At 59.9% G+C, this 21,508-nt stretch carries 20 protein-coding genes; 7 read left to right on the top strand and 13 right to left on the bottom strand.

Annotated features, from left to right (window positions below; translation table 11 throughout):
• Window positions 1-38 precede the first annotated feature (38 nt).
• The 7 genes from ACZ1HN_RS20385 to ACZ1HN_RS20355 form a co-directional block, all read right to left on the bottom strand.
• On the bottom strand, window positions 39-716 hold the full coding sequence (locus ACZ1HN_RS20385) for a TetR/AcrR family transcriptional regulator (RefSeq protein ID WP_472729360.1): 678 nt from the start codon (window positions 714-716) through the stop codon (window positions 39-41).
• A complete protein-coding gene (locus ACZ1HN_RS20380) occupies window positions 713-2,242 on the bottom strand; it encodes a trimethylamine methyltransferase family protein (protein WP_472728823.1) in 1,530 nt (509 codons plus the stop codon). Before ACZ1HN_RS20380 ends, ACZ1HN_RS20385 begins: the two co-directional genes overlap by 4 nt.
• Window positions 2,239-4,659 (bottom strand): GcvT family protein, encoded by a 2,421-nt coding sequence (locus ACZ1HN_RS20375; RefSeq protein WP_472728822.1) that lies wholly within the window; start codon window positions 4,657-4,659, stop codon window positions 2,239-2,241. The genes ACZ1HN_RS20380 and ACZ1HN_RS20375 overlap by 4 nt, the downstream gene beginning before the upstream one ends.
• Before the next feature lie 158 nt (window positions 4,660-4,817).
• On the bottom strand, window positions 4,818-6,029 hold the full coding sequence (locus ACZ1HN_RS20370; protein WP_472728821.1) for a CaiB/BaiF CoA transferase family protein: 1,212 nt from the start codon (window positions 6,027-6,029) through the stop codon (window positions 4,818-4,820).
• A complete protein-coding gene (locus ACZ1HN_RS20365; protein WP_472728820.1) occupies window positions 6,026-7,534 on the bottom strand; it encodes a tripartite tricarboxylate transporter permease in 1,509 nt (502 codons plus the stop codon). Before ACZ1HN_RS20365 ends, ACZ1HN_RS20370 begins: the two co-directional genes overlap by 4 nt.
• Window positions 7,534-7,965: a tripartite tricarboxylate transporter TctB family protein gene (locus ACZ1HN_RS20360; RefSeq protein ID WP_472728819.1), complete on the bottom strand. Its 432-nt coding sequence runs from the start codon at window positions 7,963-7,965 to the stop codon at window positions 7,534-7,536. Before ACZ1HN_RS20360 ends, ACZ1HN_RS20365 begins: the two co-directional genes overlap by 1 nt.
• A 44-nt stretch (window positions 7,966-8,009) precedes the next feature.
• Window positions 8,010-8,972, bottom strand: coding sequence for a tripartite tricarboxylate transporter substrate binding protein (locus ACZ1HN_RS20355; RefSeq protein ID WP_472728818.1), 963 nt, complete (start codon window positions 8,970-8,972; stop codon window positions 8,010-8,012).
• Between the two features lie 124 nt (window positions 8,973-9,096).
• Here ACZ1HN_RS20355 and ACZ1HN_RS20350 point away from each other — a divergent pair, with 124 nt between their 5' ends.
• From ACZ1HN_RS20350 to ACZ1HN_RS20330, 5 genes are all read left to right on the top strand, one after another.
• On the top strand, window positions 9,097-9,720 hold the full coding sequence (locus ACZ1HN_RS20350) for a LysR family transcriptional regulator (RefSeq protein WP_472728817.1): 624 nt from the start codon (window positions 9,097-9,099) through the stop codon (window positions 9,718-9,720).
• A complete protein-coding gene (locus ACZ1HN_RS20345) occupies window positions 9,618-9,992 on the top strand; it encodes a LysR substrate-binding domain-containing protein (RefSeq protein ID WP_472728816.1) in 375 nt (124 codons plus the stop codon). Before ACZ1HN_RS20350 ends, ACZ1HN_RS20345 begins: the two co-directional genes overlap by 103 nt.
• 160 nt (window positions 9,993-10,152) lie before the next feature.
• Window positions 10,153-10,488, top strand: a complete 336-nt coding sequence (locus ACZ1HN_RS20340) for an ArsR/SmtB family transcription factor (RefSeq protein ID WP_472728815.1) — start codon at window positions 10,153-10,155, stop codon at window positions 10,486-10,488.
• Complete coding sequence (locus ACZ1HN_RS20335) at window positions 10,485-10,982, top strand: SRPBCC family protein (RefSeq protein WP_472728814.1); 498 nt, start codon at window positions 10,485-10,487, stop codon at window positions 10,980-10,982. The genes ACZ1HN_RS20340 and ACZ1HN_RS20335 overlap by 4 nt, the downstream gene beginning before the upstream one ends.
• 1 nt (window position 10,983) lies before the next feature.
• Window positions 10,984-11,565: a dihydrofolate reductase family protein gene (locus tag ACZ1HN_RS20330; protein WP_472728813.1), complete on the top strand. Its 582-nt coding sequence runs from the start codon at window positions 10,984-10,986 to the stop codon at window positions 11,563-11,565.
• A 52-nt stretch (window positions 11,566-11,617) separates the two neighbouring features.
• Here the strand turns inward: ACZ1HN_RS20330 and mnhG are convergent, their stop codons facing one another.
• From mnhG to ACZ1HN_RS20300, 6 genes are read right to left on the bottom strand one after another with little or no spacing between them, the layout of a single operon-like run.
• On the bottom strand, window positions 11,618-12,004 hold the full coding sequence (gene mnhG / locus ACZ1HN_RS20325; protein WP_299201514.1) for a monovalent cation/H(+) antiporter subunit G: 387 nt from the start codon (window positions 12,002-12,004) through the stop codon (window positions 11,618-11,620).
• Window positions 12,001-12,288, bottom strand: a complete 288-nt coding sequence (locus ACZ1HN_RS20320) for a K+/H+ antiporter subunit F (RefSeq protein WP_299201517.1) — start codon at window positions 12,286-12,288, stop codon at window positions 12,001-12,003. Before ACZ1HN_RS20320 ends, mnhG begins: the two co-directional genes overlap by 4 nt.
• Window positions 12,285-12,785, bottom strand: coding sequence for a Na+/H+ antiporter subunit E (locus ACZ1HN_RS20315; protein ID WP_299698664.1), 501 nt, complete (start codon window positions 12,783-12,785; stop codon window positions 12,285-12,287). The genes ACZ1HN_RS20320 and ACZ1HN_RS20315 overlap by 4 nt, the downstream gene beginning before the upstream one ends.
• A 1-nt stretch (window position 12,786) precedes the next feature.
• The gene (locus tag ACZ1HN_RS20310) at window positions 12,787-14,331 is read right to left on the bottom strand and encodes a monovalent cation/H+ antiporter subunit D (protein ID WP_472728812.1); all 1,545 of its coding nucleotides are present in this window, start codon (window positions 14,329-14,331) and stop codon (window positions 12,787-12,789) included.
• On the bottom strand, window positions 14,328-14,678 hold the full coding sequence (locus ACZ1HN_RS20305) for a Na+/H+ antiporter subunit C (RefSeq protein WP_299599426.1): 351 nt from the start codon (window positions 14,676-14,678) through the stop codon (window positions 14,328-14,330). The genes ACZ1HN_RS20310 and ACZ1HN_RS20305 overlap by 4 nt, the downstream gene beginning before the upstream one ends.
• Before the next feature lies 1 nt (window position 14,679).
• The gene (locus tag ACZ1HN_RS20300; RefSeq protein WP_472729359.1) at window positions 14,680-17,559 is read right to left on the bottom strand and encodes a monovalent cation/H+ antiporter subunit A; all 2,880 of its coding nucleotides are present in this window, start codon (window positions 17,557-17,559) and stop codon (window positions 14,680-14,682) included.
• Window positions 17,560-18,193: 634 nt separating this feature from the next.
• Here ACZ1HN_RS20300 and urtA point away from each other — a divergent pair.
• A complete protein-coding gene (gene urtA / locus ACZ1HN_RS20295) occupies window positions 18,194-19,477 on the top strand; it encodes an urea ABC transporter substrate-binding protein (protein WP_299599424.1) in 1,284 nt (427 codons plus the stop codon).
• Between the two features lie 57 nt (window positions 19,478-19,534).
• Window positions 19,535-21,508 (top strand): urea ABC transporter permease subunit UrtB, encoded by a 1,974-nt coding sequence (gene urtB / locus ACZ1HN_RS20290; RefSeq protein WP_472728811.1) that lies wholly within the window; start codon window positions 19,535-19,537, stop codon window positions 21,506-21,508.

Here is a 21,508-nt window from a genome sequence, read left to right as displayed (position 1 = left end):
CGATATTTGTCATACGACATAACTATTTTGGGGAAAGGTCAAGCAGGGTCGGTGTGGCCGGTGACGTCGCGGGCGTAGGCAGCGAAGGCCTTGATTTCCGCATCTGACGCGGTGTGGCCCGTATAGGCGACGAGGTATCCCGGCACCATCGCCAGCCGTTCGTCCAGCGTTTCGCCAAGGTTGGCGTCATCGTAGCCAAGTTGCATGTAATAGATGACCCGCGCGCGCGCCTTGGCCTCAAGTTCGGGGTAGTCGAACCGCAGGAACATGTGTGTCAGCGCGGCGATGCGTGCGTCGTCGCCGGCTTTGAGCACCGCATTGACCCGGTCGGAGCGCCGTGCCCAGTCGCGGATGGCAAAGTCGAGCCGGTTGTCGAAGAGCGCGGTGTTGATGTTGCAGCGAAAGACGTTGCAGCAGGCTTCGGTGATGGTGTCAGCAGGGGCGTTTGCCTGTGCGACCATGGCGGCCGTATTGGTGTGTTCCCAATGATCGAGCAGGGCGTTCAGCAGGTCGGTGCGGTTCTTGAAATACCAGTAGAAACTGGACCGTGAGACACCCATTTGCCCGGCCAGTTCCGCCACTTTCACAGCCTCGACCCCGCCTTGCTTGAGGACAGAGAGGGCTGCGTTCAGCCAGTCCTGGCGGGTGACCTTGATGTTGCCGACCAGCGGGTCCTTGGCTGGGTCATCACGGTGGAGAAGCGGTTCTGACATCAGCTTGTGGGGGCGCAGCCGCCTGCGGCTGTCCGGTCTGCGATGTATTTGTGCAGGGTCTCCATCCTGTCCTCATTGGTGATGGGTGGGGTAAAGTCGCGCAGGATGCTTTTCCAGATCTCCGTTGCCCGCGTTGTGGCATCGACGCTGCCGCGTTCTTCCCACGTGCCGAAATTGGCGAAATCCGCAACTACGGGTTCATAGAACTCGGTCGCGTAGCGTTCCATCGTGTGGGCGGCGCCAAAGAAGTGGCCGCCGGGTTGTACTTCCTCCAATGCATCCATTGCGATTTCTGCCTCGTCTGCTGGAGTTGCGGCGCATAGTTCGGCCACCATCTGCAAAACCTCAACATCTGTGATCAGTTTTTCATAGGAAATGGTCAAGCCGCCTTCGAGCCAACCGGCGGCGTGCAGCGTGACGGTGGCCCCGGCCAACAAACATCCCCATGTGCCGAATTGCGTTTCGTTCGCGGCCTGCACGTCGCCAAGGTTTGCGGCTGACCCGGAGGCGCAGCGCCATGGCAGGCCGATGTGGCGGGCGAGTTGGCCAGCGGCGAGGGATGCTTTGAAGTGTTCGGGCGTGCCAAAGACGGGGGCGCCTGATTTCATGTCCACGTTCGAGGTGAATGTGCCGTAGCAGACGGGCGCGCCGGGGTTGACCAACTGGCCAAGTGTGATGGCGGCAAGAGCCTCCGCGTGGCTAAGCGTCATGGCGCCCGCCACTGTGATCGGCGCCATGGCCCCCATGAGAGTGAATGGCGTGATAATCGCCATCTGGCCGTGGCGGGCGAAGTCCATGACACCCAGCGCCATGGGGATGTCCAGCTGCCGGGGCGAGTTGGTGTTGATGATCGTGTAGCAGTGCGAGTTGGCGGCGAAGTCCGCATCCGACAGACCACGAAAGTCACGCAGCATTTCGAAGGATTCTTCGACCTGACCGGTGCAGCGCGAGAAGATGAAGGGCAGCTTGTCAGTCAGCTCCATCTGCCCTTTTGTCATGGCGTAGTGGCGCAGGTGGATCGGCACGTCTTGCGGTTCAACGAGTGGCGGGATCATGTGCAGGACATCGTAGTGCTGGGTCAGCGTGATCAGTTCGCGAAAATCCTGTTCGGTGCCTGGGCGGCGGCCCCGTTCCAGATCCGTCGCGTGGGGGCAGCCCGCACCGGGCTGGAAGATCATGGACCCCAGTTCCATCACCAAGCTGCGGTCGGGATGGCCCGCAATCAGGGGAAAGGATTTGGGTGCGGTGGTGAGTGCCGCCTCGACCATCTCGCGCCCGATATGCACCATCTCGGTGCTGTCATCGACACGCGCGCCGCCTGCTTTGAATTGGGCGCGGGCTTCGGGAAGGAGCACCTTGATCCCCAGCCGTTCCAGCACGTCGAGCGATGCCTCGTGCATGGCCGCGATCCGATCGTCCGAGAACACGTTCATCGGGGAGAACGGGTTGCGCAGGTTGCGGTAGTTGGTGGTGCGCGCTTTTTGTGGTGGCGCACCACGACCGCGGCGACGGCGGGGGAGGTCGGTCATCCCCGCATTGCCTTGCCTGTCGGATCGTAGGGTGAGGGGGCGATTACCTTGGCGGACCGTTCCACGCCGACGACGTGGACCTTCAGGTCCGTGCCCTCGGCTGCTGAATCGGCGTCAACCAACGCCATGGCGAGTGATTTTTGAACCGTGTGCCCGTAGCCGCCCGAGGTGACGAAGCCCACGCGTTTTTCGCCGCTCCATACGGGTTCGTACCCGCTGGCGTCTGCATCATCCGCATCGATTTCAAACGTCACCAGCTTTTGCGCAGGGCCATTCCCGTCACGCTCGGCCACGGCAGCGGCCTTGCCCACGAACTCCTTGTCCCAGTCGATCCAACGGTCCATGCCGGTCATGCCGGGCGTGTAGCCTTGGGTGAATTCGGCTGACCAGATGCCAAAGGATTTCTCCAGCCGCAGCGACAGCATGGCGTTGAAGCCGTATTCTTGCAGGCCGAACTCCTCGCCCGCTTCGAGCAGCATCCGGCGCAATTTGACGTGGTCGCCGTAGCGGCAATTGATCTCATATCCCAACTCACCCGCGACAGACATGCGCGCCACCTTGGCCCGGATCATGCCCACATCGAAGTCGCCGCAGCCCATGAACTTGAGCGCGCCGATGTCCTGATGGCAGAGTTTCTCGATCACCTTGCGGGAATTGGGGCCGGTCAGGCCGAAGCCGCACATGTCTTCACCCAGATCGCGCACCTGCACGCCGTCGATCATGTGGTCGTCGAACCAACGCATGTGCCAGGCGCGGAGGTAGTAGGAGCCCATGATCCACCACGTGCAGTGTCCAGACGAGTCTGTGCCCCAGTTGAGGACGGTCAGGTCGCCCTTGAGCCGCCCGTCTTCGCCCAGCATGGGCGCCAGTTTGGCACGACCGGGGGCGGGCAGTTTCGAGGCCATGACGTTGTTCAGCCAAACCTCGGCATTGGGTCCTGTCACCTCGAACCGGGAAAAGCCTGTAATGTCGACCATGCCGACATTCTCGCGCACATTCTTGCATTCGGCGGCCACGATTTGATGCGCGTTTGAGCGCTTGAGCGTCAGGTTCTCCTCAAAATCCTCAGACGGCGCGAAGTAGAGCGGCGTTTCCAGATCCCAGCTTGATCCCCAGCGGCAGCCCGCAGCGGTCATCGCGTCATGGGCCGGGGCCATTTTGAGTGGACGACCTGCAGGCAGTTGTTCGTTGGGATAGGAAATCACGAAGCGGCGGGAATAGAACTGGCCGGTGGTTTCCTTGATGTACTGCTTGTTCTCGGCAAACTTACCGTAGCGGGCGACGTCCATGCAGTAGACATCGGCCTCGGGCTCGCCCTCAATCATCCATTCGGCCAGCGATTTGCCGACGCCGCCGCCCTGCAGGAACCCGGCCATGACGGCGCAGGCGGACCAGTAGCCGCGTTTGCCCGGGACTGGTCCGACCAGCGGGTTGCCATCGGGTGAGAAGGTGAAGGCGCCGTTGACCCATGTCTTGATCCCGACGTTTTCAGCGGATGGGTAACGGGCAAAGCCCAGCATCAGCTCGTTCTCGATCCGGTCGAGGTCTTCCTGGAACAGCTCCATCCCATAGTTCCACGGCGCGCCATTCATGGCCCAGTGCTGATGCTCAATCTCGTAAATCCCGATCAGGATGCCCTTCTGATCCTGCCGCATATAGGTGAACCCTTCGAGGTCCACGGTCATGGGCATCTCAAAGTCGTGCGCGGCGACTTCGGGGATCTGGTCGGTGATCAGGTAGTGGTGTTTGAGCGGGGAGACCGGCAATTCCACGCCCGCCATGCGGCCCACCTGCTTGGCCCAGAGGCCTGCGGCGTTGACCACGTGTTCGCAGCGGATGTCGCCCTTGTCGGTCTTGACGATCCAGCCGTCATGGACCTGTTCCATTGCTTCGACCTTGGTGTGTTCAAAGACGGATGCGCCACGTTTCTTGGCCGCTGTGGCATAGGCGTGCACGGTGCCGGTGGTGTCCACATACCCCTCGCGGTCGGCCCACATAGCCCCCAGCACGCCGTCTGTTGACATGATGGGGCAGCGTTCCTGCGCTTGTTGCGGGGTCAGAAGTTCGCAATCCTCGATCCCGATGGATTGGAAGACGCGGTAGGCCGATTGCAGCCATTCCCAGCGTTCTGGCGTGCCCGCGAGCGTCAGGCCGCCGGTCATGTGCAGCCCGATATTTTGGCCGCTTTCCTCTTCAATCTCGCTCAGCAGATCGATGGTGTAGGCCTGAAGCGCCGCCATGTTCGGGTCGGCGTTCAGGGCATGAATGCCGCCTGCGGCGTGCCAGCTTGACCCGGCGGTCAGGACCGACCGTTCGATCAGTACCACGTCGGTCCATCCCATCTTTGCCAGGTGATACAGGACCGAAGCCCCCACCACACCGCCACCAATCACGACAACCCGGTATTGCGAATTCATGTTCCGTCCCCGTCGACTCACTGTTGATTGTCGGCAGGGTGCGAAATACTGGACAGCTCTGTCCAGTACTTTCACGACACGCCGGGGTCAAACTGCGACCCGCGGTCAGGTGGCGCCTTTGCGGTGTGGGTTTGCCGTGTGTGGGGCAGGAGCTGCGGTCAGGCGTTCTGCTGATCCGGCGCATGGATTGCGCCAGCGTCGACCAGCGCGGCGATCTGCTGTTCTGAATACCCCAGCGCGTTCAGGATCGAATTCGTATCTGTGCCAAGTGTCCGTGGTGGAAGCGCATCGGCTGGTGGATGCATCCCATCCATCAGAAACGGTAAGTCGGTAAACCCAGCGGCCCCACGCTTTGGCATGTTGCGCTGTATTGCGGGTGGCAAATCCAGCGCTTGAGCCAGCGTCCGCAGCCGTGCGCATGGAACACCAGCTGCCATGAGGCGCTGTTCCCAATCGTCGGCAGAGCGCGTTTGCAGCACGTCCGAGATGTCTTGTCCAAGGGCCGCACCGTTTTGATCGCGTGCCACCGCATTGGAAAAACGTGCATCTGTCAGCCAGTCGGCCCGGTCCAAAGCGTGGGCAAGCGCCTGAAATTGCGCATCTTCGTTCACGCCCAGGCTGATCTGCCCGACCTTGCAGTCAAACACACCCGACGAGGGCGATCTGCTGTTCGCCGCGTTTCCGCGCGCTTTCGGCTCTGTTCCAGTCAGTTGGAAATCGGTGAGTGTTGAACTCATCAAGCTAAATGCGGTTTCGAGCATGGAGACATCGACAAATGCCCCTTCACCTGTGTTCTGCCGCCGCATCAGGGCCGATACCGTGGCGAGTGCTGCCGTCAGGCCAGTCGCGTAGTCGATGATCGGTGCGCCCGTTCGAAGTGGGCCGGTGTCCTTGGTGCCCGTCAGGGTCATCAATCCGCTGATGGCCTGAATGTTCACGTCATATGCCGGTGCCCCCGACATATCGTTGCTGCGTCCGTAGCCGGTCATGGCGCAATGGATCAGCCGTGGGTTGATGACGCGCGTTTCTGCCTCGGACAGCCCAAGGCGGGCGAGGGTGTCGGGCCGGTGGTTTTCGACCAGAATGTCAGCTGAGCGGAGCAGCCGGTCGAACACGTCCCTGCCCATCTTGGTAGACAGGTCCAGAGCAACGCTGTGCTTGCCTGCGCTTTGGGTCATGTAGGCTGTGCTCATCCCGGCAGCGGCGCGGGCCTTGTCGGTGCCGCCGCGATGACGCATTGCATCGCCGCGGCCGGGGCGCTCGACCTTGATCACTTCGGCCCCGAGCAGGCCGAGGTAGTAGGCACAGGCGGGACCCGCCAGCACATGTGTCCAGTCGATCACGCGGATGCCGTCGAGCGGGGTCGTCATTGTGCGGTTTCCATATGTGGCGCGCGGGATTGCCGGCTCAGGCTGCGCACCCGCATGACCAGCGCTGTGATCCCGATCAGGAGAAACAGGAGCGCAACCGGTCGTGTGACAAAGATCATCAGGCCGTTGTCCGAGAGCAGGAGGGCCTGGCGAAATGTCTCTTCCGCGCCACCGGCCAGCACGAACGAGATGACAAACGCCGCCGGGTTGAAGTCCAGCTTGCGCATGGCCCAGCCAGCAAAGCCTGCGGCCACCATAACATAGACGTCGAACAGGTTGCCGCGCGAGGTGTAGGCGGCGACAAAGGAGGTCAGGAAGATCACCGGGTACAGCACCTTGGTCGGGATACGGGTGATGAACCGCCCCACGAACGCCGCGCCGAAATAGCCGATCAGTCCATAAAACACGATGCCGATCAGGCCGCAGGCAAACAGCGCATAGACAAGGTCCCGGCTGGTCAGGAACATCGTCGGGCCGATCTGGATGCCGTGGATCAGGAACACACCGATCAGGATGGCCCCGATCGTCGAGCCGGGAATCCCAAGCGTCAGGAGCGGGGCCATGGAGGGGCCGCTGACCGCATTGTTCGCGGCCTCGGGCGCTGCCACACCTTCCAGTGCGCCCTTGCCCCACGCCTCGGGATTTTTGGCCCGCCGCTTGCCCTCACCATAGGCGACAAAGGCGGCGATGGCGGAACCGAGCCCGGGCAGCATGCCGATGAAGGCCCCGATAAAGGACGAACGTGCCACATGCGGCAGGCACGGTTTGTATTCAGCCCAGGTCAGCGTGTTGCGCGCGGCGTCATTGCCGTTCTGCACCATCTCGGTTGTTTGTTCGCGTTCCTCGATCTGGGCAAAGACCTCGCCCAGAACGAAGATGCCAATCATCAGCGGCACCAGCCCGATCCCGTTGGTCAGGTCGAAACTGCCAAAGGTGAAACGCTCGGTCGAGCTGATGGGATCAAGGCCGATCATCGCGACCAGCACGCCCAAGGCGGCTGAGGCCAGCCCGCGTGTGACCGATTTTTCGATCACGGAACCAATCACGATGAAGGCCGCGAAATAGACTGCAAAAAGCTCGGGCGGACCCAGTTTCAGGGCGATGGTGGCAATCCATGCAACGCCGACGATCAACAGGATTTCGCCAGTGAAATCCCCGATGACCGAAGAGATCGTGGCCACCTTCATGGCTTTGCTGGCCTTGCCCTGTCGCGCCAGAGGATAGCCGTCAAGCTGTGTGGCCGCCGATGCCGCTGTGCCGGGTGTGTTGAACAGGATCGCAGCGATGGAGCCGCCGTAGCGTCCGGATTTGCCGATGACATACAGAAAGGCGAGGGCGGGCAGAGGCTCCATATAGAACGTCAATGGCAACAGCATTGCGATGGCTGCCGATGCGGTCAGGCCGGGGATGGCCCCCACGATCATTCCGACGATGGCTGCCAGTAGAACCCATCCCGTCAAAACGGGATCAGAGAGAACGGCAAGGAGAGCGGGGAAGATATCCATCAATATCCCCCAATGACGTCCAGAAGGTCAAAGTAGCGACCCAGGGGTGGGAAAACCCCGAGCAGTTTGAAAAACACCAGATGATAGGCAGCGGGGCACAAGAGGGCCGCAAGACCAAGGCCCGCCGCGCTGCGTATGCCAAAGATCCACAGAGCGGCGGGCGCTGCCAGAGCGGTGGCAATCAGGTATCCAAAACCCGAGATGACCCAGACATAGGCAACTGACAGGATCAGCAGTGCCGCGATGGCCGGGAGGTGTTTGCGCTCGGTCATATGTGTGCCCGGGGCGTTCCGCAGCTCTGCAAGCCCCAACAGGATCAGTGCAATTGATCCTGCCAGTGGAAAGAACCGCGCACCCCAGCGGCCATATTGGTCAAGCGAAATGCTCATCGAGGTTGCTGTGGCGCCGATCCCGATCAGGACCAGCGCCACGCCGACCACCCGAGGGGCAGGAGAAGACCCTGGGGCCACCTGTCTCAGCCCTGCTGCTTCAGCGCGTCGATGACGGGCTGGGTGTCAATTTGCATTTGCTGCAGGCGGGCCTTGGTCTCGTCCCCGCTGAGGAACGCCGGAACATTGCCGCGCTCGCGCATCAGATCGGCAAACTGCGTTGTCTCGGTGATCTTTTGCAGGGCCGCCTCCATCCCCGACACGATATCCGGGGCGGTGCCTTTGGGGGCAAAGAAGACGATGGGCGATGACACCGCGACATAATCAAAGCCAAGTTCGGCCAGTGTTGGTACATCGTCCCGGATCGGGTCCCGTTCCGGCGCGACCAGCGCCAGCACGCGCAATTCGTTTTCGAAACCCGCGGCCTGCTGGATGCCGACAAAGGCAAAGTCGACCTGCTCGCCTATCACGGCTGCGCGGGTCGGGCCGCCGCCCTTGAATGGCACATCCTGCGCCTCAAGCCCATTGCGGTTCAGGAAGCTTTGACCCGCAACTTGATGGAACCCGCCGCGCCCATTGTGGGCCCACCTGAGGCTGCCAGGATTGGCGCGAGCTGCATCGACAAGGTCCTGGACAGATTGAAACGGGCTGTTGGCGGGCACGATGATAGCGGGGGTCAGATTGCCAATCTGTGCGATAATGTCGAAGCTATCGAGCGGGTTTACATCCGTGTCCCGCAGCATGGATGTCAGCAGGAAAGAGCCCGCCGAGGTGACCATGACCGTGTTGCCATCCGGGCGTGCAGCTGCTGCTTCGGTGGCCCCGGTGATACCGGACGACCCCGGCTTGTTCACGATGACCAGTGGCACGGGCAGAATGCCGTCGGCAGATGCTGCCGCGGCCCGGGCCAGGGCGTCGGTTCCGCCACCTGCGGAATAGGGCAGGATGGCATTGATGGGCCGGCGGGGTGTCCATTCGGCAAGGGCCGGTGCTGCCGCCAGCAGCGTGGATGCGGCCAAGCCGGTCCCGATGAAGTCGCGTCTTTTCATTGTGTCCTCCCATGACTCGTTGGCGTTTTAGGCAACGCACTTGCGATCACGGCTGGACGATAGCGTACACGGTGTTTTAGAAAAAACGCAATTATCACAAGTATAGATCGAGAAATTCGAAGTTATGAACCTGCGCAGCCTCAAAGTCTTTGTTCTGGTGATGGAGGAAGGCACGCTTGCACGGGCTGCCGCAGCCATGCATCTCAGCCAGTCCGCAGCCAGTCGGCTTTTGCAGCTGCTGGAAGATGAGTTCGACATCTCTCTGTTCAAGCGGGACAAGAAACGTCTGGTGCCCACGGCGGAAGCGGAACGATTTTATCAGGAGGCGTTGCGCATCCTCTCCCAGATCGAGGCGTTGCCGGAGTTTGCGCGCCAGATCCAATCCGGGGTGCCGGAACCATTCCGCATCATCGCGCAGTCCCGTATCGTCAACGGTCTTGTGTTGCCGGCCATTGCCGCACTCGAAAACCGGATCAAGGATCAACCGATTAAGCTGGAGATTCACCGTCGCCGCGATTTGGGGCGCCGGATGATGAATGACCGCTTTGATGTCGGGATTTCAGCACTGCCGTTGTCGATTGACCGGCCTGAGCTGATCCGCCTAGGGTCCGCCCCCTCAAGATTGCCATTTCCAAAGAACACCCATTGGCAGGCCGTTCCGTTTTGCGACCACGGGATATTGTTGATGTTCCCTACATCGCGCTGGACGATACAACAGTCATCCGCCGTATCGTCGATCAGGAGCTGACTGCCATGGGCGTGCAGCTTGACGTGGCGCATGAGGTTTCCCTGGGTTCGGCGGCTTATCGATTGGTGCAGCGTGGGCTTGGTTTTACATTTGCTGATCCGGTCGCTTTGGACCCTGAATTGGAGCCACAGGTGCGCCTGATTGACTGGGAGCCGCGTATGGAGATCGAATTTGGTTTCTTCGCACCGAACCGGGACAGCAAGCCAGAGCTGACAGCGGCGTTTGAAAGCGCTTTGCGGCAGGTCTTTGCGGAAAGATGTGGGACGGCTTAGTGCGCTGAGCCGCGGCGGCGTGCTGTTTGTCCTGACCTCGCTTTTTGACATGCCTCAGCCTGCCTCAGAAATCGAGACCTGACACAGGAACGTGGCCGCCAATATCGTTGATTATTAAACCAGTTGACTAATTAACTAATAGGTTAAATAATGACAACCTATGGATCAAGACGACCAACTGGACGCAGCATTTTCGGCCTTGGCGCACCCAACGCGCCGGGCCATCCTCGCACGTCTTGCGCAAGGCAAGGCGACGGTGAATGCCTTGGCGGAGCCGTTCGACATGTCACTGCCCGCGGTATCAAAGCACATTCGCGTTCTTGAGAATGCCGGGTTGATCAAGCGTGAGAAGGACGCGCAGTTCCGTCCGTGCACGCTCAATCCCAAGCCCATCCAGGACATCGCGGATTGGACGGAAAAGTACCGGCCCATATGGGAAGCCCGTTTTGATGTGTTGGGGAAACTACTGGACGAGATGAAGGATCAATCATCATGAGTGACACAGAAAACTGGGTGCGCATTGAGCGCGAGTTTGATGCCCCATTGGAATTGGTATGGCGCATGTGGACCGTGCCAGAACTGTTCAAGCGGTGGTACGGCCCCAACGGCATGTCCGTGCCCACAGCTGAGATGAACGTCACGGTTGGTGGTACACGCAAGGTCTGCATGGCGATGGAAACCCCCGAAAGATCCATGTCGATGTGGTTCACAGGAGTTTACAAAGAGGTCACCGCGCCGCGCCGCCTTGTCTACACCGAAAGCATGTGTGACGAGGCAGGCAATATCATCCCGCCGCAAAGCATGGGTATGCCCGAGGGCTTTCCCGACATCACCGAAGTGATCGTCGAGCTGAGCCAAGTGGGCGATAAGACCAAGATGACGATGGTGCATGTTGGCGTGGCCGAAGGCACCGCGGGCGCGGGTGGTTGGAACCAGGCGTTCGACAAACTTGCCGCGCTGGCCCAAGCGCAAGCCCAAGTGGGCAACTGATATGCGCGAGCTGGCAATCCTTGCTTTCGTGACGGTTGATGGGGTGATGCAAGCGCCCAGCATGGCCGACGAAGATCGTTCGGGCGGCTTTGACCGGGGCGGGTGGGCCGCGCCCTATTGGGAAGGGGTCATGCCGCATGTGGAAGAGACGGCCATGTCGACGCCTTATGATGTCCTATTCGGCCGGAAGACCTACGACCTGTTCGCAGGTCACTGGCCGAATGCCCCTCGATCAAAAGCGAATGAACGGCTGAACAGTGCCCGGAAGTTCGTCGCAACGTCTTCACCCTTGGGGACGGAGTGGGAGAATTCCGAGGTTTTGACGGGCGAAGTTGTCCCCGAGATAGCGCGTCTGAAGTCGCAGGACGGTCCACTGATTCAGGTGCACGGCAGTGCGCAGTTGATTCAGGCGCTCACCAAACATGACCTGATAGACGAGTTCCGGATATGGACGTTTCCGGTTCTGGTTGGCAAAGGAAAACGTTTGTTTGAAGGGGAGCATCCGCCGCGAGACCTGACCCTTGTGTCGGCTGAAGGTCTCTCCAATGGTGTTGTGTCGCAAGTCTACCGGACAGCTCGCTGAGCGACATGCATTGCGCAGCGGCCGCTCCGGCGGGTCTCGACCGTTTGTGGGTCTACTTGGTTGCCGGCTTCTCTTCGTTCGAGTGGTCAGGCGAATCCAGAGTGGACCACATCTCGTCATCCGTTGGTTTGGGTGGCGTCATGCACTCACGCGTGTGGATGCTGACCTTGGCAAGGAAATGCGCGGACACCGGCGCCGTTACAAACAGAAAGGCCATGATCAGAAACTCGTGCATCGACGGATCGCCAGAGGCGGCGGCCGTCAGGATCGATGCCAAAAGCAACATACCGATGCCGAGCGTCCCAACCTTGGTAGGCGCATGAAGGCGTGTCATCGGGTCGTTGAATTTCAACAGGCCAATGACACCGACCAGCACAAAGATCGACCCGATCAGGAGTGAAATGGCTGCGCCAATGATTGCAAGGGCTTCCAATGTCATTCGATGATGTCCCCCCGCAGAACGAAACGGGCCAGCGCCACCGTCGATACGAAGCCCAGCATGGCAACGAGCAAGGCCACTTCGAAATACACGCCGACCCCTTGGTGGATGCCAACCACCACAACAAGGCCAAGCGCGTTGATGACCATCGTGTCCAGGGCCAGCACACGGTCGCCGCCCGTGGGGCCAATCACCAGACGCACCATCGAAAGCACCTGACCGATGGCGAGTACGACAAGCGCAATCGAAAGCGCGATGTCAAAAAAGCTGGTTGCGAGTGTCATGCGAAGATCTCCTTCAAACGGCGCTCGTATCGATCCTTGATTTCGTCCCTGACTGCGTCTGGGTCGTCGGTGTGCAGGATATGAACCAAAAGGCAGCTTCCTTCGTTCGACAGGTCCGCGGACACGGTGCCGGGTGTCAGGGTGATCGTGCCCGCCAGAACGGTGATCGCCTCTGGCTGTTTCAGGTCCAGTGGCACAGAGACCCAGGCTGGCTTCAACTTGTCGTTCGGAACGGTCAGAACGATCCACGCAACCTCGATATTGGCGACGATGATGTCGCGGATGACCAACATAGAATACGAGATCATCCGGCCCAGCCGGAACCCCTTGGGCGTGCCGGGCCACCATATCGCAGTGATGCGCGGGATGATGATGCCAAGGATGATGCCGAAGACGACCATCCCGGCACTGACTTCATTTTGAAGCAGTATCCAGACGAGAGCCAAGACCAGCGTCAGCGACGGATGCGGGAGGATCCAGCGAAAGGCGCGTCCCATATCAATGGCCCTCCTGCGGTTTGCTGAGCTTACCGGGTGTGTCCAGTACGGTAGAGATATATGCGTCGGGTGCAAAGAGTTGCGCGGCGATGGTCGTTGTGTAGCCGTGCACTTGCCCTGCAAACACGGTGTGCAGGCTCAGCAGCGTGAACAGCCCACCCACGGCCACATATGACATTGTGGAAGGGCGGTTGGTATCGGGCACCGGTTCTTCGGATTGTTCAACGCTGTGCGCTTTCCAGAACACGATACTGCCCGCGCGCGCAAAGCCAAGGATGCTGATCAGGCTGGATGAGAGTACGATGGCCCAGACCCAGACCATCATGTCACTGTCAAAGGCGGCATCCAGCACCAGCAGCTTGCCAAGAAACCCGGACAGCGGCGGCAGACCCGCCATCGCGATGGCCCCGGCAAAGAACATCCCAGCCGTGACAACAGCGCCGATCATGGGCGCTTGGGTCGTCAGATCGACATTGCCGCGTCCGGTCCGAACAAGGTCAGACACCATGAACAGCACGGCGCCCGCGAAGGTGGAATGCACGATGTAGTACAGCGCGGCTGCAATGCCCGCCGGGCTGAACAGAGAGATGGCAACCATAACCATCCCCATCGACCCGATGACCGAGAACGCAACAAGCCGATCGAGTTTGCGCGCGGCGAGCACACCGACCATCCCGATGGCCAGTGATACCAGTGCCGCGGGCAAGAGCCACACGTCATGCAATCCCGCCGTGACCTCAAGGTCAGGCGGGAAGATCATCGTGTAGACCCGGATGATGGCGTACGCGCCCACCTTGGTCATGATGGCGAACAGGGCTGCAACGGGCGCGGGGGCCTCTGCATAACTGGAAGGAAGCCAGAAATGCAGCGGGACCAGCGCGGCCTTGATGGCAAAGACCAACAGCAGCAGAACGGCGGCCACGCGGATGCCAACAGTCTCTTCCGGCGCGATCAATTGCACACGCTCAGCTAGGTCCGCCATGTTGAGCGTTCCGGTTTCGGCATAGATGGCGCCGAGCGCGAACAAGAACAGGGTCGAGCCGATCAGGTTGAACAGTACGTATTGTATGCCTGCCCGCAGACGCGCGTTGCCACCGGCATGGATCATCAGGCCGTACGACGCGATCAGCAGCACCTCAAAGAAGACAAACAGGTTGAACAGGTCGCCCGTCAGGAAGGCGCCGAGTATGCCCATCAACTGGAATTGGAACAGGGCGTGGAAATGGCGGCCGCGATCATCCCATCCCGACCCGATGGCATAGAGCAGCACAAAAAGCGCCAGCACCGAGGTCAGGAGGATCATCAATGTCGACAGCCGGTCGCCAACGATGACAATGCCGAACGGCGCGGCCCAGTCGCCCAAGCGATAGTAGATGACGGACCCGTCCGAAACCTGCCAGGCAAGCCCGGCAGCAAGGCCGATCAGCGCGACGACACCAGCAACGGAAAAGACCCGCTGAATGCCGATGTGATACCGCGCCGCCAGAACGATCAGCGGGGCCAGAAGGGCAGGCAGGATGATGGGGGCAACAATCCAGTGGGTCATGGCTGGCCCTCCGTCTCGCGCGGCTCTGGCTGATCATCGATATGATCGTCGTCGGACCCAAGGAAAGCACCAAGCCCGATCATCACCGCAACGGCCGTCATCCCGAATGAAATTACAATAGCGGTCAGCACCAGTGCCTGCGGCAGTGGGTCGGTGTATCTGGTCACGTCATCACTCAGCACCGGAGGCGCACCAATGGTCAGCCGCCCGGACGAGAACAGGAATACGTTCACAGCATAGGTCAAAAGCGAAATACCCAGGATCACCGGAAAGGTTCTGAGCCGCAGCACGAGGTAGATACCACCGGCGGTCATCACGCCAATGGCGGAGGCAACAAGCAATTCCATGTCAGCCACCCTCCTTCACAGGCGCAATTGGATCGGATGATCCTTCGGCCCTTGCTGGATTGATGTCCATGGGGTGTTCGGTTTCGTCCGCATTTGCACGCCGTGCTAGCCGCGAGAAGCTTTCGAGCGACAGCATGACCGCCCCGACAACGGCCAAGAACACGCCAACGTCGAACAAGGCGGCTGTGGCCAACTCGAATTTGTCGAACGGGGGAATGCGAACATAGGTGAAGTCCGAGGTCAGGAAGGGTTTGGTGACAAACCACGACCCGATGCCCGTGAAGCCAGCCACCAGAACGCCAGCACCGATTACACCATGATAGGGGTACTTCAATCGGGCCGAGGTCCATGTGAAGCCACTTGCCATGTACTGCATGACAACCCCGATCGACACGACCAGACCGGCAATAAAGCCGCCGCCGGGTTCGTTGTGGCCACGCAGGAAGATGTAGAAGCCAACCAACAGAACAACCGGCATGATGACGCGTGTCAGCACGACCATCATCATCGGGTGCATGTCGCCCGCACGCGGTTGATCAGGGATACGGTTCAGAAGGCGTGCGCGCACGGGACCGCGCAGCAGCGTCTCGGTAAGCGCATAGATCAACAGTGCGGCAATCCCCAGCACGATGATCTCGCCATAGGTGTCAAAGCCCCGGAAGTCGACAAGGATCACGTTCACCACGTTGGTGCCGCCGCCGCCCTTGTACGAATTGGCCAGATGGAACTCGGAGATGGGCGTCGCGACCGCATCCCGCAGCATGTAGTGATAGGCGAGCGCAAAGGCGGCAAGCCCGCCGACAATCGCCACGCCGGTATCGCGTGCTCTTCTCAGAATGGTGCTTTCGGATGGCGTTGTTTTCGGCAGGAAGTTCAAGGCCAGCAAAAGAAGAATGATTGTCACCACTTCGACCGTGAACTGGGTCATGGCAAGGTCTGGTGCGCTGAGGAATACGAACCCGACGGAAACCATTAGTCCAACGATCCCGATCAGTATGAGGGCCAGGAACCTGTTACGGTGCATGAAAACCAGTGCGCCGGTCGCAGCCACCAGCATCGCCCAGCCGGCGATGGGAACGGGCCCGGCGACTTGTACGGCGCGAGTTGTTTCCCCAATCGTGCCGGTCACCCATGCGTGGTAGCCGATGGCGACGATTGCCACGAAGGAAATCATCGCGTACCGGCTGAACGCGCCATTGTGCAGGGTGTGGGTAAACGTACGTGCTGCTGATGCCGCAGCTTCGACAATGCCTTCGAATATGACCTTCGCTTCGGGGCGCGGCGCGGCTTCCCATGCGTTGGACAGCGGCTTGAATATGACCATCAGGATCAGACCGCCGACCACGGCAGCAATCGACATGAACAGCGCGGGCACAAGGCCGTGCCAGATCTTGAAATACGCCTTGGGCACTTCCGCGGCCTCACCCAATAGGGATGCTGTCACGGTCTTCACAAAAGGCTCGGCCAGGAACGGGGCGACGCCGATCACGACAACCAGCACAACGAGAATGGCCGGTGGCAACCACATGCCCGGGTTGGGGTCGTGCGGTTTCGACGGGTAGTCGTCACGCACCTTGCCAAGGAAGGTGTGGCCAATAAGCCGGAAGCAATATGCGGCGGAGAAGAGCGAGCCGACCGTCGCCAGCACAGGCACCAGCCATGGGCTGTTGAACAGCACGGTGTGCGTGGCTTCCTCCAGCATCATCTCTTTCGACAGGAACCCGTTCAGCAGTGGAATGCCTGCCATCGAGAGTGCTGCGAGTGTTGCGATGACGAAGGTCACTGGCATGAGTGTCCGCAGCCCGCCCAACCGCCGGATGTCGCGGGTGTGTGCTTCGTGATCGACGATGCCTGCGGACATGAAGAGGGCGGCCTTGAATGTGGCGTGGTTCAGGATGTGGAACACGGCCGCCATGGCACCAAACGCGGTGCCGGTGCCCAATAGCATCGTGATCAGCCCAAGATGACTGACGGTTGAGAAGGCGAGCAATGCCTTCAGATCGTGTTTGAACAGAGCGATCACTGCACCCAGCACCATAGTCACAAGCCCTGCGGTCGTGACAATAGCAAACCATTCGGGCGTGCCCGACAGAACCGGCCACATGCGCGCCATCAAGAAGATGCCCGCCTTCACCATCGTGGCAGAGTGCAGATAGGCCGAGACGGGCGTAGGCGCGGCCATTGCGTGTGGCAGCCAGAAGTGGAACGGAAACTGTGCGGATTTGGTGAAGCATCCTAGAAGGATCAGGATCAGGGCAGGGAGGTACAGGGGATCGGCCTGGATCAGCTCCCGGTTTTGGAGGATGACGCTCAGGTCATAGCTGCCCGCGATCTGGCCAAGGATCAGCATGCCACCGATCATGGCGAGACCGCCCATACCAGTCACCGTCAGCGCCATGCGCGCGCCCTGACGCCCTGCGGGCAGGTGCTTCCAATATCCGATCAGCAGGAAGGAAGACAGCGACGTCAGCTCCCAGAACACCAGCAAAAGCAAGATGTTGTCGCTGAGAACAATTCCGACCATCGCGCCCTGGAACAGCAACAGATAGGTGAAAAACTCACCCATATTGTCGTCGCGGCTCAGGTAGTGACGCGCATAGGTGATGATCAGCAGGCCGATGCCCAGGATCAGAAGCGCAAAGAAGAACCCCAGCCCGTCCAGCATCAACGTGAAATTCAGGCCTAGTTCCGGCATCCAGTTGACGCGTGCCGTGACCAGTTCACCGCGCAGGACCTGCGGTAGATTCGTCAGCAGGCCCACAAAGGCGGCGAGGGAAACCGTGAACGTCACGCCTGCGCAGGCCGCGCGGCCTGCAGCATTCATTAGTCCGGGGAGAAGCGCGCCCAGGAAGGGGAGTGCAACGATAAAGAAGAGTGACAATGTCGGGCCCAGTAAGGTTAGTTCGAATCTATCCAACAAGATAGATGGCATTCCGGTGTGTTCAGGCAACCGGAATCGTTGGGAAACTTGCGATAACCCGCTCAATTCCCAGCATCTTGGGTGTCAGTGGGTGCGCTGCACCGCAGAACGGGATGCTTGGGTGCGGTTGACTGATCGCGCGTTGGACGACCGGTTGATGCATTGCGCCTGTCAATGGCCCAGCACGGGGATAAGACGCCATCTGGCACGGTTGCCAGCCATTTGCGCCGTTAACTGGGTGAGCGGTGTAAGCGAGGCTGATCGCCATTCGTCGGGTGTGGTGTTTGCTGCTGAGACACCGTTGCCGTGCCGCCAAATGCAGCATTACTCAGATTCACCTGCCTATCTTTTCGGCGAAATCGGGTATTTCGTCCAAAAAATGTGCAAAATCTCGGATGACGGCTCATTTTTCAGCCGTGCGGCGTGCACTGCGCAGTCTTGGAGCTACCACTTGGCGCGGGTTTCAAAACCCAAGAACGTGCGATGGTGCCGGCCTAGGAAACCAAACACCACCGCACTCCGCATCATATGCGTGGGGGGTGATATGGGTGTTTTGCCTGCAGAACACAACGTCCCTGCGCGACACGCAAAGGGAATGGCAATGTACAAGAAACTACTCGCAACAACAGCGACACTAACAACCATGGCGGCTCTGCCAGCCGTCGCGCAGGATTGCCCAATAAAAGTGGGCGTTCTGCACTCGCTGTCTGGGACAATGGCGATCTCGGAAACGACGCTGAAGGACACCATGGAAATGCTCGTTGAGCAGCAAAATGCCGCTGGCGGCGTGTTGGGCTGTCAGCTTGAAGCCGTCGTGGTTGACCCGGCATCCGACTGGCCGCTGTTCGCTGAAAAAGCGCGTGAGCTGCTGACCGTTCATGAGGTTGACGTCATCTTTGGCAACTGGACGTCCGTGAGCCGCAAGTCCGTTCTGCCCGTGATCGAAGAGTTGAACGGTCTGCTGTTCTACCCTGTGCAATACGAGGGCGAGGAAAGCTCGAAAAACGTGTTCTACACGGGCGCCGCGCCGAACCAGCAAGCCATCCCGGCCACCGACTATTTCCTTGAAGAGCTGGAAGTCGAGAAATTTGCACTGTTGGGAACCGACTATGTGTACCCGCGCACAACGAACAACATCCTTGAATCATACCTTCAGCAAAAAGGCATTGCCGCTGAAGACATCTTTGTGAACTACACACCGTTCGGTCACTCGGACTGGTCCAAGATTGTGGCGGACGTTGTCGCGCTGGGCGCGGATGGCAAGAAAGTTGGCGTAATCTCGACCATCAACGGTGATGCCAATGTGGGTTTCTACAAGGAACTGGCCGCTGCTGGCATCTCGGCGGATGACATTCCGGTTGTCGCCTTCTCGGTTGGGGAAGAAGAGCTGTCGGGTCTCGACACATCCAACCTCGTGGGTCACCTCGCGGCGTGGAACTATTTCCAGTCGGCAGACACCGAAGCCAATGAAGCATGGATCGATGCATGGAAAGCCCGCATGGGTGACGAGCGTGTGACCAACGACCCGATGGAAGCCCACTACATCGGCTTCAACATGTGGGTGAACGCGGCGACTGCGGCAGGAACCACCGACGTGGATGCCGTGCGCACCGCGATGTATGGTCAGGAGTTCCCGAACCTCACAGGCGGGACCGCGGTCATGCTGCCGAACCATCACCTGGCCAAGCCGGTCCTGATTGGTGAGATCCTGGAAGACGGCCAGTTCGACATCATCAGCCAGACCGAAGAAGTGCCTGGCGACGCCTGGACCGACTTCCTGCCGGAATCGGCTGTCCTGGTGTCGGATTGGAAAGAGCTGGGCTGCGGGATGTACAACACCGACACATCCACCTGCGTGCAGATCAAGTCCAACTACTGATCTGACATTGCGGGGGCAGGCAACTGCCCCCGACACTTCTTCAAGGATAATACTTGGATGCCGGTTTTCCGCCAATTTTGCGCTGCCCTGATGTCGGCGCTGTTGATCGCGTTTACAGCCCCATTGGCTGCGCAGAACGCCGACGCGCCGATTCAGCGCTTGCTGCAAGAGCATGGCGAGATCATTGTAAAAAGCTCACGCCGCACCATCGGTCCTGCCATCGATGCGCTCGCTGACAGTGGTTTGCCCGAGGCGCAGGCGGTGCTGGAACGCTGGCGGGCCAAGGAGATGTGGTTCGACAAGGATACCGGTCTGTTTATCTACGCTGAAGAGATTGACCGCCGCACCATCCGCACCTTCGATTTTGCCAACGGTGCCGAGTTGGGGGAGTTCGAAGACAATGGGTTCAAACAGCTCAAACCCAACAGCGGCATCCGCGGCCTGATTGGCGCAGCGTTGGTGAGGTTTCAGTTGAACGATCCCAATCCGGTCGCGCGCGCTGCGGCCCTGATCGCCATCGAACGGGATGCGAATGAAAGCCACCTTGCCGCCTTGCGCGCTGTGCGAGACACCGAAGAGAACCCGCGCTTGAGCGCACGCATCGATCGCCTTGAACGGCTCCTGACCATCCGCTTTGCAGAGGATGACGCAGAGCGCGTTGCCGCAATCCAGAGCTTTGAGGGTGATCTGGGTGTCGATGTGCGCGCGGCCCTCAATCCACTTGTCGTTACAATGATGGATGCCGGTACGGACCTGCCGAACGATGCCGATGTGGCGAGGCAGGTGGTGCCCGGTTCAGAGGTGCTCAGCGAGGCTGAGGCTTATAGGATACTTGTCGCCAAGGAACTGGCGCCCCCGCTCATTTCGCGCGCCGCTCAAAAGGCTGCGTTGATTGCCAACATAGATGGCACCTCCGTCGGCGGAATTCAGGTTGCATCACTGAACACCGAAGCGAGGCGTGACGCTGCCTATGACGAATTGGTGCGGCAGGGTCGTGTCGAAAATGCAGCAACGGTCACCGATGTGACACAGACGGTAGATGCCTATGTGTTTTTTGAACGGTATTCCGCCGCCGCGCCGACCGTTGCACTTGCCGCACAGGCGGTGCTGTCCGGGATCGAGAACAAGGTCGCCTTGAACCAGACAATCGATCTGGGGCTAGACGCGCTGTCGCTGGCGTCGATCTATTTCCTTGCAGCCATCGGCCTTGCCATCACCTTTGGCGTCATGGGCGTGATCAACATGGCCCATGGCGAGTTTATCATGATGGGCGCCTATACCGGCTATGTGGTCCAGCTCTTTATCCCGGACTACACGCTCAGTATCATGGTCGCCATCCCGTTGGCCTTTGCAGTGACCTTTGGCGCGGGGGTCGCGATGGAGCGGTTGGTGATCCGGTGGCTCTATCATCGCCCGCTTGAGACGCTTCTGGCGACTTTCGGTATCTCGATCGCGCTTCAGCAGTTGGCCAAGAACATCTTTGGCACGCAGGCCCGGCCCTTGACCGCACCCGGCTGGCTGGACGGGTCACTGGTGTTCAACGACATTGTGTCGATCAGCTATATCCGCATCGCTATCTTTGTTCTGGCACTCCTGTTTCTGGCCCTATTCCTGATCGTGATGAACCGCACCCGGTTGGGTCTGGAAGTACGCGCTGTCACCCAGAACCCACGCATGGCGGCCTCCATGGGCATCAACCCGGATCGGATCAACATGCTAACCTTTGGCTTTGGCTCCGGCATCGCCGGGATCGCGGGCGTTGCCATCGGCCTTTATGCCAAGGTCACGTCGGAAATGGGCAGCGACTACATCGTGCAATCCTTCATGACTGTCGTGGTCGGCGGGGTGGGCAACATCTGGGGCACGCTGCTGGGTGCCACGATGGTGGGCACGATGCAAAAGGGGATCGAGTGGTTGAACCCGTCCAACACCCTTGCGGCCCAGACCTACATGATCCTGTTCATCATCCTGTTCATTCAGTTCCGACCCAAGGGCATCATCGCCCTCAAAGGTCGCGCGGCGGAGGCTTGA

Source organism: Tateyamaria sp. GN1-10 (genome assembly GCF_055693845.1).
This window is presented reverse-complemented; position numbering and strand designations above follow the sequence as displayed.